Origin of the sequence: Clostridium sp. OM05-5BH (assembly GCF_003481505.1) — a bacterium.
Taxonomy (GTDB): domain Bacteria; phylum Bacillota; class Clostridia; order Lachnospirales; family Lachnospiraceae; genus Otoolea; species Otoolea fessa.
This window is the reverse complement of record NZ_QULJ01000013.1, coordinates 21,189-35,765: the sequence shown is the minus strand read 5'-3', so window position 1 is coordinate 35,765 and position 14,577 is coordinate 21,189. Positions and strand designations below refer to the sequence as shown.

The window sequence follows — 14,577 nt, the reverse complement described above, 5'->3', positions numbered from 1 at the left end:
GATGAAAGATACCAGACGGGAAGAGGGAGTCAGACAAACCGGGGGGACTGGTCGGGCAAATGCGATCACAGAGGGAGTGATCTGGAAACAGCTTCTGCTATTTTTCTTCCCTATTTTATTTGGAACTTTTTTTCAGCAGCTCTATAATACGGCAGATGCGGTGGTAGTAGGCCGTTTTGTCGGAAAGGAAGCGCTGGCGGCGGTCGGCGGAAGCACATCGATGCTTACGAACCTGCTGGTTGGCTTTTTTGTAGGACTTTCTTCGGGTGCGACAGTTATCATCGCCCAGTTTTACGGGGCGGGACGCGGTCAGCGGGTCAGCGAGGCAGTCCACACGGCGATTGCCTTTTCGCTGCTGTGCGGTATCCTCATGACGGTTGGCGGACTCCTTTTTTCTGACACGGCGCTTCGCCTGATGGGGACGCCGGAGGATATCATGGACAATGCAAGCGGGTATCTGCACATTTATTTTGTCGGAATCACGGCGAACCTCTTATATAATATGGGGGCCGGAATCCTGCGGGCGATCGGTGATTCCAAAAGACCGTTCTATTTCCTTGTGATTAGCTGTTTTACAAACATTGCGCTCGATCTGTTGTTTGTAGTAGGACTTCGGATGGGCGTGCGTGGTGCGGCGGTGGCGACGATCCTTTCTCAGGTGGTCAGCGCGTGTCTGGTATTGGGAACGCTGATGCGTGCGGATGGCTCGTACCGGTTTGAGATCCGGAAAACGCGGATCACACCGGTGATTCTGGTGCGGATCATCCGGATTGGGTTTCCGGCTGGACTCCAGTCGGTTATGTATTCCTTTTCCAACCTCGTGATCCAGAGCAGCGTCAATGCACTGGGAACAGACACGGTGGCGGCGTGGGCTGCATATGGAAAGATCGACAGCACTTACTGGATGATCATTAATGCGCTTGGGATCTCCATCACGACCTTTGTCGGACAAAATTACGGCGCGGGGCGGCTGGACCGTGTGAAACGCAGCGTGTACGTCTGCCTGGGAATTTCCTGTATTATCACGGTGGGGCTGAGCACGATCCTGTATCTGACGGGCGGCTATATTTATCTGTTGTTCACAACGGATGCGGAGGTAATCGCGATCGGCATGAAGATTCTTCACTTCCTGGTGCCGGCATTTGTGACATACCTCTGTATTGAGATTTATTCCGGCGCACTGCGCGGTGTGGGAGACTGCTGGATTCCGATGATTATGACGGCGCTGGGCGTGTGCGTCCTGCGGGTTGTCTGGATCCTGATCGCTGTTCCGATCCGCCCGGATATCCTGACAGTGGTATTCAGCTATCCGCTGACCTGGACGATCACAACGGTTCTCTTTAATATTTATTATTATTTTTTCAGTGCGCTGAAAAAATGGAATGTGCCGCTTCCGTGGAAGAAAAAGAGGCGGGAGCTTCATAACCTGTAAATAGTTATGCATGGTTTCGAAAATGATTGACAAAACGGGGTGGTACTGGATTTTTTTCAGAAAGTGTGATATTCTTATGTTACAAAAGATAGGTGACAGTGTTTCTTCCTGGATGGATGCCGCGCAAGCGGCAGATAAAACGGAGATTCGAAACAGAGGGCAGAGGCACTTGCCGCTGGTCAGAAAGAGAGGCAGAATTATGGGCTATGAACCAATGAATGAGTCCTGGCAGATGGCGGGGGAACGCCATGAGACACTGGGACAGTATGTGGCGAAGACATATTTATGGATGTTTGCAGGGCTTCTTGTGACATTTGGCATCGCATTAGCCGGATACGTGACGGGAGCGATTTTGTATGTATTTCAGGTTCCGTATGCGACCCTCGCATTGACGGGACTGGAGCTTTTGACGGTGATCTGGCTGAGTGCCCGGATTCACAAGTTATCGGTGGGAGCGGCGAGAGGGCTGTTTCTATTCTATGCAGCTTTAAACGGCGTCGTTTTCTCGATGTATTTCCTGATCTTCGGTGTTGTGGAGATGGTGTTTGTATTTGCAGCGACCGCGCTGTTCTTCGGAATGATGGCGGGTGTCAGCCTGATCTTCAAGCTGGACTTGAGCGGAATCCGTCCACTGCTTGTTGGCGGACTGCTGTTTCTGATTCTCTTTGGTCTGCTTTCAATGTTTTTAAATCTAGGCAGCTTTGAGACAGTGCTCTGCTATGCCGGTATCGTGGTATTCTTAGGCTTTACCGCTTATGATACAACCAAGATCCGGGATAATTACCAGATTTTCTCTGCGGATCCGGAGCTGCTTCAGAAAGCATCGGTATTCTCAGCGCTGCAGCTGTATCTCGATTTTATCAACCTGTTTCTGTACATTATCCGCCTGATGAACCGGAATCGGAAATAGGAAAAAATCTTTCAGGAGAACAGAGGTTCCTTTGCAGGAATAAAGAAAAGTGGAATTTTTCGGAAAACTGAATATGCAAAAATGAAATGCCGGAACGGGGGAAAGCTTTGTTCCGGCATTATTGTGTTTTTCTGCTTGAAAATCCTGTTTTTGGCATGGACGGCTTCATTCTTTTAGCAGAAAGGGAAGCATTCTGTAATAAATTTGACAGATTTTATTTAAAGTTTCTCTATTGAAGTGGATGGGGAGTATCTGTTAAACTAGGTTATAATAGGAAATGTTCTGCTGTTGGTTACACAGTGTGTGGATGAACCATATTTGTTTCGCATATGCCCCCGCCGGATCAGGCGGGGAAATGTATATAAATGGTGAACAGACAACAGGTATAAAAGGATAATCAAGGAGGTTTTTTGGCATGAATCGGAATAGAATGAACAAAAAAAGGATGGGGCGCGCGCGTGTGCTTTCACGGGCAGCGGCTGGCATGCTGGCAGCAGCGCTGTGCTTTCAGCCGATGACAGCGCTGGCAGGACCGGCGGGAGATTCTTCTCTTACATCGTCATCCTCGAATGCGGGGCCGGGCGGCGGTTCGGGCAGCTCCAATTCGGGAAGTACAGGCAGCTCTGGCGGTTCGACTTCTGTTTCCAATGGAGGTGTGAGCGCGGTCACATCGGGGCTTGGCGTGTACCGGGTGACGGAGAATGAGGGGATCGGTGCGATTGCGCGCGGCGTGGATGTGTCTTACTGGCAGCAGAATGTAAATTGGAGCCAGGTGGCATCGGATAATGTACAGTTTGCGATGCTGGCAACCCGGTTCCGCGGTAATGTGGATCCGTTTTTCGCTATGAACGCGGCAAATGCGAGCCAGGCAGGGCTGCGGCTGGGCGCGTACATTTATTCGTATGCGACTTCGGTCGAAATGGCGCAGCAGGAGGCGGATTTTGTCCTGAATCTTATCAAGGATTATCCTATCTCCTTCCCGGTTGTCTTTGATGCCGAGGATGCTAATACGCTGGGAACCCTGACGCAGTCTCAGGTCAGCGATGTGATCAACGCGTTCTGTAAGCGGATTCAGGATGCAGGATATTATCCGATGGTCTATGCAAATGAATACTGGATTGCCAATAAGATCGATATGTCGAAGATTTCGTATGATATATGGGTGGCAAAATACCAGCAGAAGTATACATATTCAAAGACCTCGATGTGGCAGGCGTCCAACACCGGTTCGGTCAAGGGCGTGAACGGCAATGTGGATATTGATTATCTGTATAAAGATTATACGCAGATCATTCCGGGCAATACCTGGCGGACGATCGCGGGGAACCGTTACTATTATCAGAACCATGTGATGCAGAAAGCGGCGTGGATCAACGATGGTCAGAATTGGTACTATATGAATGCGGCGGGCAATCCGTCTAAAGGATGGCTGGAGCTTTCGGGCAAAAAGTATTATCTGGAGGCGGACGGTCATATGATTACCGGCTGGAAGACGCTGGACGGCGGCTGGCGTTACTTTGACGCATCTGGCGAACAGGCGACGGGCTGGCGTGCGGTCGATGGAAGCTGGTATTTCATGGCGGACAATGGTCTGATGCAGACCGGCTGGCTGGAGACAGGCGGCAAGAAATATTATCTGAACGCATCCGGCGCGATGCAGGCGGGCTGGCAGAACCTGGGCGGAAGCTGGTATTACTTTGACGGCTCCGGCGCCATGACGACGGGCTGGCAGGTAGTCGGCGGAAAGTGGTATTACATGAATGAGTCCGGCGTGATGCGGACCGGCTGGCTGGATCTTGGCGGTAAGAAATATTACCTGGATGCCAGCGGCGCGATGTATGCAGGTATTACGTTCGAGATGGATGGAAATACCTGGCAGGCAGCGGCAGACGGAAGCTGCACGGTAGTTCTGCCGGAGGAGAATGCGGCGGGAAATGGCGGTTCGACGGATGGACAGACTCCGATAACCGGAAGCCAGTCACCGGTGCAGCCGTCCGGTCCGGCAGGGGTATAATATAAATATGATTTGAACCAGTACCCAGATATTGGAGCTGATTCAGTTAAAAAAATGAAAAAGTAAACAAATTCGAACGGAAATAACTTGCTTTTTTGCCGACCTCATTATACAATGTTAAACAGGCAAAAAAATGGACTTGCTTATGGGATGGAGGAAACCAGCATAAGTAATCTGGCATAACATGACGTTTCAAACTGCTATATCAACTGTATGTGCAAGATAAGCTGCGGCTGTTCCGGTGCGGATTTGACGAAAGATGCGAGGCTCTTCTGGCTGCAAATTAGGAAGAGCCTCGGTATGCGTTATATCGGCAAAAGCGCAGAATCGGGATGGCGGGCACAGAAGTAGTGCGAAAGCGGGGGCGTTTGTCAGCAGGAAACTGTGAAAGCAGTGGTTCGCAGGCAGACAGCTGCGCTAAGACGCAGGCAGGGAAAGGTCGGAGAATGCAGATTCCGGATTTAGTACTGCATGGAAGCAGCGTGTTTTTACATATTGTATAATGATTATATAATCAGAACCGTCGGCGGAGTTGTAGTGCTAAAAAAGGGATGTCAGTGCGGCTGGCTGCCGGAATCATTTCCGGAAACAGGGATGAGGGCAGTGTTTGTCATCAGTCAGGCACCGGACAGCGCTTATGTGAGAATCGAATAACAAGTCAGTGGTACAGATGTTTATGTATGCATGGCTATTAAAGTCGGATTCGCATAGACGGAAGTGCATGCCATTTATGTATGCAGAGGAGAGTGTACAATCCTCTGCTGCCGCAGCGTGTCAGATGGAGAATTCCCGGAGTGGATGACAAGCTCTGGAAATTTTGCAAAAACACCTGCAAACACAGATAGGTGGGAAGTATCACGGATGGCGCCATGAAAGAAACATGGATGCTGTCAGGATATGATTCACGAAGAAAGAGGGACGTCCGTCAAAGCATGGAACGATCTAATTACGAGGTGACACATTTATGAAACAGAATATGAAAAGAATGCTGCTTGTACTTTGCATGGCAGTCTGCTTTTTCGCTCTGTCCGCCTGTGGTAGCGCTTCTGAAGAAGCGGTAGAGCCGATTTCTCCGGAGATCGAGCAGACCATGAGCGATGGCGCTAAGAGCTATCTGGAGCAGTTCGCCAGCTACAGTGACGAAGATCTGGCAGCACAGCTGAAACAGGCTGAGAAGCAGAAAAACACAGTCATTGAGTCTGCAATTTCTTCCTGGACCAGTTCTAAGGACGATTTAGGCAAGATGGGTGAGGTTCAGAGCGTGACCGTAGAGCGCGCCGATGATGACAGCTACACAGCAGTTGTTCAGGCTTCCTTTGAGAAGAGAGACTTGACTTTCTCCCTGACCGCTGAGGAGAGCGTAAGCAGCTACGGCGGTACTTCTCTGGTACCGACCGAGTTATCCTTTGTTGTAAACTACAGCTTCGGTGAGAAGATGGAGAAGGCAGCATTAAATACCCTGATGGGTATGGGTACCGTATTCCTGGTACTGATTTTCATCAGCTTAATTATCAGCAGCTTCAAGAAGGTTAACGAGATTGAGGCAAATGTAAAGGCTAAAAAAGCAGGAGCAGAGGCACCGGCAGCAGCACCGGCACCTGTACAGACTGCAGCACCGGCAGCAGCGCCGGCACGTACCGCAGCACCAGCAGCAGGCAATGCGGCAAACGATGGAGAACTGGTAGCAGTTATCACTGCAGCGATCGCAGCAGCAACCGGCGTACCGGCAGACAGCGTAAATATCCGCTCCATTACACGTAAATAATCATCGATAAAATCTGGAGGAATTTAAAATGAAGAATTATACTATCACCGTAAATGGTACAGCATATCAGGTAACCGTAGAAGAGGGATTTGCAGGCGCAGCAGCACCGGCTCCAGCAGCAGCTCCAGCACCGGCAGCAGCACCGGCTCCAGCAGCAGCACCGGCAGCAGGCGGCGTAACCATCACATCCCCGATGCCAGGTAAGATCCTTGGTATTAAGGCAGCAGCTGGCACAGCTGTAAAACGTGGTCAGGTTATCCTGCTTCTGGAAGCTATGAAGATGGAGAACGAGATCGTAGCTCCTCAGGACGGTACCGTTGCCAGTGTTAATGTTGCAGTAGGCGATATGGTAGAACCGGGCGCAGTTCTTGCTACATTAAACTAATCTAATTTTTATAAAACTGGCTGAAAAAATACGGGATATGTTATTCCGTTTGGAGGAATTAATATGGAATATATAACAACTACATTGTCCAATCTTCTTCAGCAGACAGCATTCTTAAACCTGACATTTGGAAACATCGTTATGATTTTCGTAGCGCTGATTTTCCTGTATCTGGCAATCGGAAAAGGATTCGAGCCGTTACTGCTTCTTCCGATTTCCTTTGGTATGCTGCTTGTAAATATCTATCCGGATATTATGAGATCGATTGAAGACTCATCGAACGGAGTTGGTGGACTTTTACATTACTTTTATTTACTGGATGAGTGGAGTATCTTACCATCCCTCATCTTCATGGGTGTCGGTGCGATGACAGACTTCGGTCCGCTGATCGCTAACCCGAAGAGCTTCCTGCTTGGTGCAGCTGCTCAGTTCGGTATCTACGGCGCTTACTTCATGGCTATCTTCATGGGATTCAACGATAAGGCTGCGGCTGCTATCTCCATCATCGGTGGTGCAGACGGCCCGACCTCTATCTTCCTGGCTGGTAAACTTGGTCAGACAGGTCTGATGGGACCGATTGCCGTAGCAGCTTACTCCTACATGGCTCTGGTTCCGATTATCCAGCCGCCGATCATGAAACTCCTTACCACCAAAGAGGAGAGAGAGATCCGTATGGAGCAGCTTCGTCCGGTATCCAAACTGGAGAAGATTCTGTTCCCGGTTGTTGTTACAATCGTTGTCTGCATGATTCTGCCGACAACTGCTCCGCTGGTTGGTATGCTTATGCTTGGTAACCTGTTCCGTGAGTCTGGTGTTGTTAAGCAGCTGACAGAGACTGCTTCCAACGCCCTGATGTACATCGTCGTTATCTTCCTGGGTACTTCCGTAGGTGCTACTACCAGTGCAGAGGCTTTCTTAAACCTGGATACCATCAAGATCGTAGTTCTGGGTCTGATTGCATTCGCTCTGGGTACTGCAGCAGGTGTTATCTTCGGTAAGATTATGTGCAAGGTAACTCATGGTAAGGTAAACCCGCTGATCGGTTCCGCAGGTGTATCTGCAGTTCCGATGGCAGCACGTGTATCCCAGAAGGTTGGTTCTGAGGCAGATCCGAGCAACTTCCTTCTGATGCACGCAATGGGACCGAACGTAGCTGGTGTTATCGGTACTGCCGTAGCAGCAGGTACATTCATGGCTATCTTTGGCGTGAAATAGGATCGAGCAGATTTATTCTGAATAATGTATTTATATAGTAGGGTGGGATTCTTCGGGATCCTGCCCTATTGTTATATGCAAACGTCGGTTGCTGTTCGCAGGTAGGAATTTTCTGAACTGAAAATCCCGTTGCTGGGCACACGTGTGTGAACAGTAACAAACGTCGTTTTTTGTCGAATTTAATCGGTCGAAATAGTTTGCTTTTTGCTGGTGGAAGACGTAAAATGACAGTGAAGTAAGGAGGAATGGCACTAGAGAATAGAAAAGGAGAATGCATAGGATGGCGGATATGAGAGAAGAATTAGTTCAAAAGATTGAACGGGCAAGACAGCAGCTGAATCAAAATATTGACACAAAGGCAGCATATGACACAATTTATCACTACAGTGTGGAGCTTGACAAACTCTTAAATCAGTATATCGGGCTGGAGACGGAGACTGAAAGAGGGCTGGAGACGGCGCTATAAAATAAGAGTGGAAATAGAAACAAATATAGATAAGTACAGAAAACTCAGGTACATGTGTTCGGAAAAAGAACCGGTGCCTGAGTTTTCTGATTTTTTTTCGATTTAGACCTTGCCATTTTGATGGGCATGTACTAAAATAAACATAACAAGTGGTAGAAAGTGGTGAAAAGTGGAACGAAATGGATTTTCGGGACACAAAAGTGGTACACATCGGATGACGGGTGATTGATATGTTCATGGGAGAATACAATCATACAATCGATGCGAAGGGGCGTTTGATCGTTCCGTCGAAGTTCAGGGAACAGCTTGGAGACGAATTTGTGGTGACAAAGGGGTTGGATGGCTGTCTTTTTGTGTACGATAACACCGAGTGGAAAAAGTTCGAAGAGAAGTTACAGGCACTCCCACTTACCAATCAGAATGCCAGAAAATTCTCCCGTTTCTTTCTGGCAGGTGCCTCGGCGTGTGAGGTGGATCGTCAGGGACGAATCCTGCTTCCTTCGGTTCTGCGGGATTTTGCAGGACTCGAGAAGGAGGTTGTTCTGGTCGGCGTCGGAAGCCGGATCGAGATCTGGAACAAGGCGACCTGGGCGGAGAAGAATGTCTATGATGACATGGAAGAGATTGCAGAAAATATGGAAGGCCTTGGCATATGATATTTAATCACAAATCAGTATTATTAAATGAGACGGTTGACAGTCTCTGTGTAAAGCTCCAGGGTATCTATGTGGATGGGACACTGGGAGGCGGCGGTCACGCGAGCGAGGTGGCGGCACGGCTGGGAGACGGCGGACGCCTGATCGGGATTGATCAGGATGCTGACGCGATTGCGGCTGCGTCAGAACGTCTGGCTCCCTTTGGAGATAAGATAACCGTTGTGCGGAGCAATTATGAGCGGATTGCACAGGTGTTAGATGAGCTGGAGATTCCGCAGGTGGATGGAATTTATCTGGATCTGGGTGTTTCTTCCTTCCAGCTTGACACAGCGGAACGGGGATTTACCTATCGCGAGGACGATGCGCCGCTGGATATGCGGATGGATCAGAGAAATGAGCAGACCGCGAAGGACATCGTCAATACCTACAGTGAGATGGAACTGTACCGGATCATCCGGGACTACGGTGAGGATCGGTTTGCGAAGAATATTGCAAAACACATCGTTCAGGCACGACAGAAAAAAGAGATTGAGACGACAGGCGAGCTGACGGAGATCATCCGGGCATCGATTCCGGCAAAGGTCCGGGCGACCGGCGGTCATCCGGCAAAGCGTACGTTTCAGGCGATCCGGATCGAGTTAAACCGGGAACTGGATGTGCTGGAAGATTCGATCGATACGATGATTGAGCGCCTGGCACCGGGCGGACGGCTTTCGATCATTACGTTCCACTCCCTGGAAGATAGAATCGTAAAGAACCGTTTTCGGACGAATGAAAATCCATGCATCTGCCCGCCGGATTTTCCGGTCTGTGTCTGTGGACGCAAAAGCCGCGGCAGGGTGATTACAAGAAAACCGATTCTTCCGACCGATCAGGAGATGGAAGAAAACCCGCGTTCCAAGAGCGCAAAGCTCCGGGTATTTGAAAAATCATAAACAAAAGCATAACTGCACCGCAGAACAGAGATCGTTTCAGGTGCGGGGGAGATAAAAGAGAGAAAAAGCGAAAGAGCAGGGAGGGAACGTTATGTCTGTCAGAAGGAGACAACATGTATCGGCCTCCACGTATGTGGACGGTAATACCGTGCGAAAAGTTCAGAGAACCGTGGAGATAAGACCAGAAAGAGATGAGAGAGAGGAGTACCGGCATAAACACGCCGTGCGCCGCAACCAGGAAAAGGCGCTTTACATGAACGGACCGTATGTGCTGGCGCTGACCATCGCTGCGCTGATTACGCTGGTTTTATGTATGAATTATCTGCATAAGCAGGCGTCGATCACGACCCGTATTAACCACATTGAGGATCTGGAGCTGAAACTGGAGAACCTGAAGTCCGAGAATGATGCACTTCAGACCCGGATTGACACGTATGTGGATCTGGATCATGTATATAAAGTGGCGACCGAAGAGCTCGGCATGGTATATGCAAATAAGGATCAGATTCTTTTATATGACAAGACGGAAAGCGAGTATGTAAGACAGTATGAGGACATCCCAAAACACTAACGGCAGACAGACCTTTCGGAAATATATGCAGGAAAAGCTGGCAATTACCGTCCTGGTAATTATGCTGGCTTTGTTTGCATTGGTGCTGGTGCTTTATAATCTGGTAAAAAGTAAGGGCGAGTCGTACAATCAGATAGTCCTGAGCCATCAGGACTATGAGAGCCGCACGATTCCCTACAAGCGCGGCAATATTATCGACCGGAACGGGACGTATCTGGCGATTAGCGAGAAGGTTTACAATCTGGTCGTCGATCCGAAGCAGATTCTGGATACGGAGGAGAACTACCAGTATCTCGATGCTACGCTGGACGCGCTGGTGGAGTGCTTCGGTTACAAGCGGGACGAGCTGCAGGCGATGATCGAGGAGAAAAAAGACAGCCAGTATGTGATCTATGCGAAACAGCTTCCAGCGGAAGACAAAGAGAAGTTTGAGACTTATGAGAAGGACAAGAACAAGGAATACCGGGCGCTGCCGACGGAGGAAGGCGGCAACCAGCGTATCACGGGCGTATGGTTCGAGGAAGAATATAAGAGAACGTATCCGTACAATGAGCTGGCATGCAATGTGGTTGGTTTTGCCCTCAAGGATGGCAATGCATCCGGCGGTGTTGAACAGTATTATAACGATATCCTGAACGGTGTGAGCGGTCGTGAGTACGGTTATTTAAACGGCGATTCGAACGTCGAGCGAACGGTAAAACCGGCGCAGAACGGAAAGACGCTGGAGTTGACGATCGACGTCAATATCCAGAAGATTGTCCAGAAATATCTGGATGAGTGGCAGGCGGGCATTGGAAGTAATCTGGCGGCGGCGATCGTCATGGATCCGAACAGCGGTGAGATCCTGGCGATGGATACGACGACCCGTTACAATCTGAACGATCCGTACAATTTAAGTGCCTACTATACGGATGAGGAAATCCAGGCGATGGATGAAAAGACGAAGTCCGAGGCGTGGTATAAAATGTGGAGAAACTTCTGTGTGAGCGACTCCTATGAGCCGGGTTCTCCACAGAAAGCATTTACGGTAGCCGGGGCGATCGAGGAAGGCGCGATTTCCGGAAACGAGGTCTTTGAGTGCGGCGGAAAACTGCATTTCGGAGACTGGGATATCCGGTGTGTTGCCCGAGCCGGCCACGGACCGCTGACGATCACACAGGGATTGATGAAATCCTGCAACGTCGTTATGATGCGTATTGTATCACTGGAGGGAAAAGAGAAGTTTGTCCAGTATCAGAAGATTTTCGGATTTGGCGAGAAGACGGGCATCGACCTTCCGGGCGAGGCGTCCGGTCTGATTTATCAGGCATCCAATATGGATCCGGCATCTCTGGCGACCAACGCATTTGGACAGAACTATAACTGTACGATGGTGCAGATGGCAGCTGGATATGCGTCCTTAATCAACGGCGGTTCCTATTATGAGCCGCATGTGGTAAAAGAGATTCTGAACGACGAAGGATCCGTTGTCAAATCCGTTTCCCCAAATCTGGTGCGAGAGACGGTTTCGGAATCGACCTCGAACTTCATTAATAATGCGCTTTACCAGACAGTATCAGGTGATGGCGGTACCGCGGGCGCGGCGGCAGTTGCCGGTTACGAAGTGGCTGGTAAGACAGGTACGGCGCAGAAGCAGCCGCGTGCGGAGAAGAATTATCTGGTTTCCTTTATCGGATATGCACCGGCATACAATCCGCAGGTACTCTGCTATGTGGTAGTAGATACCCCGCATCTGCCGGGCGAGCAGCAGGCACATTCGACTTTTGCCAGCGAGATTTTCAGCAAGATCATGGCGGAAGTCCTTCCATATAAGAATGTATTCCCGGCAGGAGGCGCGGCACAGGATCTCGAGACCAATCTTTCCAGCCAGGAAGAAGGCATTATAAGCGGCACAGCAACCGAGGATCCGAATGCAGCTGAAACACCGGCAGAGACGACTCCGGCTCCGGAGGGCGGCTGGGCGAACTACGATGAGGAATTTATCGATTCCGGAGACGAGTACAGCTATCCGGATACGATGGGAAATGTGCAGGATGAATCGGCGGCGGTTGGAAACGGAGAAATGTCTGGAACGGGCAGAGACACCGGAACAGCGGATAATGCCGGAGAAACGGCAGCTTCCCAGGAAGCGCAGGCAGCGGGAGATTAAGAATTGTGCCTGTCGGGAAGAGTTATCTATCTTGTGTGGAAAATACGTAACTGTTCACAGGTAGGAATTTTCTGAACTGAAAAATCCGTACGATACAGTTCTGGCTGCAGATTTTGCTGATTTGGAATGCGTAGCATCGGCAAAATCCCGTTGCTGGGCACACGTGTGTGAACAGTAACGAAAATACAGAATAAAGAAACGGTTCTTATGATATACTGTAGCAATGAGATCAGACAGGAAGCAGTATGAATCGGAACCGGACGCATCACAGAGGAAGAACTGTCTTTTTGTGCGCCGCCATCTGCTTGTGCATGGCAGGATTAGCGGGGAGACTGTTCTTCCTCATGCTGTATAAAGCGGATTATTACAGCCAGATGGCGGAGGAGCTGCATCGGCGGGAGCGCAGTATCAAAGCGCCGCGCGGGCGGATCCTTGACCGGAACGGAACGGTGATCGCCGATAACCGGACTGTGTGTACCATCTCTGTGATTCATAATCAGATAAAAGATCCGGAGGCAGTTATCCGGGTTTTGAGCGAAGAACTGGGACTTCCGGAGACAGAGGTGCGGAAAAAGACGGAAAAACGATCTTCCAGGGAGGTGATCAAGTCCAATGTAGAGAAAACGCGGGGCGATGCGATCCGGGCAAGGCGCCTGGAGGGGGTCAAGGTGGATGAGGACTATAAGCGATATTATCCATATGGACGTCTGGCATCGAAGGTACTGGGATTTACCGGGGGAGACAACCAGGGGATCATCGGTCTGGAAGTACAGTATGAGAAGTATTTAAAGGGTACGGACGGCAAGATTCTGACGCTCACGGACGCGGCGGGGATCGAGCTGGAAAATGAGGCGGAGGACCGCATCGAGCCGGAGGCAGGGCGGGATCTGCAGGCGAGTCTGGATGTCAATATCCAGATGTACGCGGAACAGGCGGCGTACCAGACGATGCAGAAAAAGAATGCGAACCGCGTCTCGATCATCGTGATGAACCCGAAGAACGGGGAAATCTATGCAATGGTAAATGCACCGGAGTTTTCATTGAATGAGCCGTTTGAGCTGGTGACAGATAAAAAAAACGAAGATTCAGAAACAGAAGAAGACATATCCTGGAAGAATGAAGTGCAGTCACACGCAGCATCAGCGCAAAATAAACAAGCTCTCCTCAATCAGATGTGGCGCAATCCCTGTTTAAATGATACATACGAACCGGGGTCTACATTCAAAATCGTGACTGCCGCTGCGGGACTGGAGGCGGGCGTGGTCAACCTGACTGATCAGTTTTCCTGCCCGGGATTCCGGATCGTGGAAGATCGGAAGATTCGGTGTCACAAGGTGGGCGGACACGGCGGGGAGACGTTTTTACAGGGAATGATGAATTCCTGCAATCCTGTTCTGATCGATGTCGGACAGCGGCTGGGACCGGAGCGGTACTATCAGTATTTTAAGCAGTTTGGTCTGCTGGGAAAGACTGGGATTGATCTGCCGGGTGAGGCGGGGACGATCATGCACCAGCCGGATCAGATCGGACCGGTGGAGCTGGCGACCGTCTCTTTTGGGCAGTCGTTTCAGATCACGCCGATCCAGCTCATTACAACGGCATCCTCCCTGATCAACGGAGGCACGCGCATCACACCGCACATCGGTATCCGTGCCGTGCGGGCAGATGGTCAGGCAGTCCACGTGTTTGCCTATCCAAAAGGAGAGAGAATCTTATCGGAGCAGACGAGTGAGACGCTGCGTTATATTCTGGAACAGGTGGTGGCGGAGGGGAGTGGAAAAAACGCCCGGATCGAGGGCTACCGGATCGGCGGAAAGACGGCAACATCGGAGAAACTTCCAAGGAGCCGGAAAAAATATATTTCCTCATTTTTAGGGTTTGCACCGGCGGACGATCCGCAGGTGATCGCGCTCATCACCATCGATGAACCGGAAGGAATCTACTATGGCGGGACGATTGCCGCCCCGGTGATCCGCGATCTGTTTGAGGTCATTTTGCCGTATCTGGGGGTGGAGAAAAGAGGTTGATTATTCCCCTAAAAAGACGTATACTATTGAAGTGTATAATTTGAGGAACTAT

At 50.1% G+C, this 14,577-nt stretch carries 12 protein-coding genes; all 12 read left to right on the top strand.

Annotated elements, in window-relative coordinates:
• Nucleotide 1 precedes the first annotated feature (1 nt).
• The 12 genes from DXB70_RS12870 to DXB70_RS12810 all read left to right on the top strand — a co-directional run bounded on the left by DXB70_RS12870 (nucleotide 2) and on the right by DXB70_RS12810 (nucleotide 14,525).
• Nucleotides 2-1,432, top strand: a complete 1,431-nt coding sequence (locus DXB70_RS12870) for an MATE family efflux transporter (protein WP_118628891.1) — start codon at nucleotides 2-4, stop codon at nucleotides 1,430-1,432.
• A 199-nt stretch (nucleotides 1,433-1,631) separates the two neighbouring features.
• Nucleotides 1,632-2,342, top strand: coding sequence for a Bax inhibitor-1/YccA family protein (locus DXB70_RS12865; RefSeq protein WP_107000382.1), 711 nt, complete (start codon nucleotides 1,632-1,634; stop codon nucleotides 2,340-2,342).
• Between the two features lie 415 nt (nucleotides 2,343-2,757).
• Complete coding sequence (locus tag DXB70_RS12860) at nucleotides 2,758-4,356, top strand: GH25 family lysozyme (RefSeq protein WP_243027598.1); 1,599 nt, start codon at nucleotides 2,758-2,760, stop codon at nucleotides 4,354-4,356.
• 964 nt (nucleotides 4,357-5,320) lie between these two features.
• The gene (locus tag DXB70_RS12850) at nucleotides 5,321-6,121 is read left to right on the top strand and encodes an OadG family transporter subunit (protein ID WP_118472910.1); all 801 of its coding nucleotides are present in this window, start codon (nucleotides 5,321-5,323) and stop codon (nucleotides 6,119-6,121) included.
• Between the two features lie 28 nt (nucleotides 6,122-6,149).
• Entirely contained in the window at nucleotides 6,150-6,506 is a 357-nt protein-coding gene (locus tag DXB70_RS12845; RefSeq protein WP_106999722.1) for a biotin/lipoyl-containing protein, read from the top strand.
• A gap of 63 nt (nucleotides 6,507-6,569) precedes the next feature.
• Nucleotides 6,570-7,721 carry a sodium ion-translocating decarboxylase subunit beta gene (locus tag DXB70_RS12840; RefSeq protein WP_022360208.1) on the top strand — a complete coding sequence of 384 codons (1,152 nt, stop codon included), beginning with the start codon at nucleotides 6,570-6,572 and terminating at the stop codon, nucleotides 7,719-7,721.
• A 280-nt stretch (nucleotides 7,722-8,001) separates the two neighbouring features.
• Nucleotides 8,002-8,187 carry an aspartyl-phosphate phosphatase Spo0E family protein gene (locus DXB70_RS12835; RefSeq protein WP_106999723.1) on the top strand — a complete coding sequence of 62 codons (186 nt, stop codon included), beginning with the start codon at nucleotides 8,002-8,004 and terminating at the stop codon, nucleotides 8,185-8,187.
• 230 nt (nucleotides 8,188-8,417) lie between these two features.
• Entirely contained in the window at nucleotides 8,418-8,843 is a 426-nt protein-coding gene (mraZ, locus tag DXB70_RS12830) for a division/cell wall cluster transcriptional repressor MraZ (RefSeq protein WP_022360210.1), read from the top strand.
• Nucleotides 8,840-9,778, top strand: coding sequence for a 16S rRNA (cytosine(1402)-N(4))-methyltransferase RsmH (rsmH, locus tag DXB70_RS12825; RefSeq protein WP_118673440.1), 939 nt, complete (start codon nucleotides 8,840-8,842; stop codon nucleotides 9,776-9,778). The genes mraZ and rsmH overlap by 4 nt, the downstream gene beginning before the upstream one ends.
• A gap of 148 nt (nucleotides 9,779-9,926) precedes the next feature.
• Nucleotides 9,927-10,349, top strand: coding sequence for a cell division protein FtsL (locus DXB70_RS12820; protein ID WP_337502477.1), 423 nt, complete (start codon nucleotides 9,927-9,929; stop codon nucleotides 10,347-10,349).
• Entirely contained in the window at nucleotides 10,327-12,498 is a 2,172-nt protein-coding gene (locus tag DXB70_RS12815; protein WP_243099969.1) for a penicillin-binding protein 2, read from the top strand. Before DXB70_RS12820 ends, DXB70_RS12815 begins: the two co-directional genes overlap by 23 nt.
• Nucleotides 12,499-12,743: 245 nt before the next feature.
• The gene (locus DXB70_RS12810; protein ID WP_118673438.1) at nucleotides 12,744-14,525 is read left to right on the top strand and encodes a penicillin-binding transpeptidase domain-containing protein; all 1,782 of its coding nucleotides are present in this window, start codon (nucleotides 12,744-12,746) and stop codon (nucleotides 14,523-14,525) included.
• Nucleotides 14,526-14,577: the final 52 nt, after the last annotated feature.

Coding starts and splice junctions, on each gene's coding strand:
- DXB70_RS12850 (WP_118472910.1), top strand. CDS start 5,321: ATGAAACAGAATATGAAAAGAATGCTGCTTGTACTTTGCATGGCAGTC.
- DXB70_RS12835 (WP_106999723.1), top strand. CDS start 8,002: ATGGCGGATATGAGAGAAGAATTAGTTCAAAAGATTGAACGGGCAAGA.
- DXB70_RS12845 (WP_106999722.1), top strand. CDS start 6,150: ATGAAGAATTATACTATCACCGTAAATGGTACAGCATATCAGGTAACC.
- DXB70_RS12860 (WP_243027598.1), top strand. CDS start 2,758: ATGAATCGGAATAGAATGAACAAAAAAAGGATGGGGCGCGCGCGTGTG.
- DXB70_RS12840 (WP_022360208.1), top strand. CDS start 6,570: ATGGAATATATAACAACTACATTGTCCAATCTTCTTCAGCAGACAGCA.
- rsmH (WP_118673440.1), top strand. CDS start 8,840: ATGATATTTAATCACAAATCAGTATTATTAAATGAGACGGTTGACAGT.
- DXB70_RS12815 (WP_243099969.1), top strand. CDS start 10,327: ATGAGGACATCCCAAAACACTAACGGCAGACAGACCTTTCGGAAATAT.
- DXB70_RS12865 (WP_107000382.1), top strand. CDS start 1,632: ATGGGCTATGAACCAATGAATGAGTCCTGGCAGATGGCGGGGGAACGC.
- DXB70_RS12810 (WP_118673438.1), top strand. CDS start 12,744: ATGAATCGGAACCGGACGCATCACAGAGGAAGAACTGTCTTTTTGTGC.
- DXB70_RS12870 (WP_118628891.1), top strand. CDS start 2: ATGAAAGATACCAGACGGGAAGAGGGAGTCAGACAAACCGGGGGGACT.
- mraZ (WP_022360210.1), top strand. CDS start 8,418: ATGTTCATGGGAGAATACAATCATACAATCGATGCGAAGGGGCGTTTG.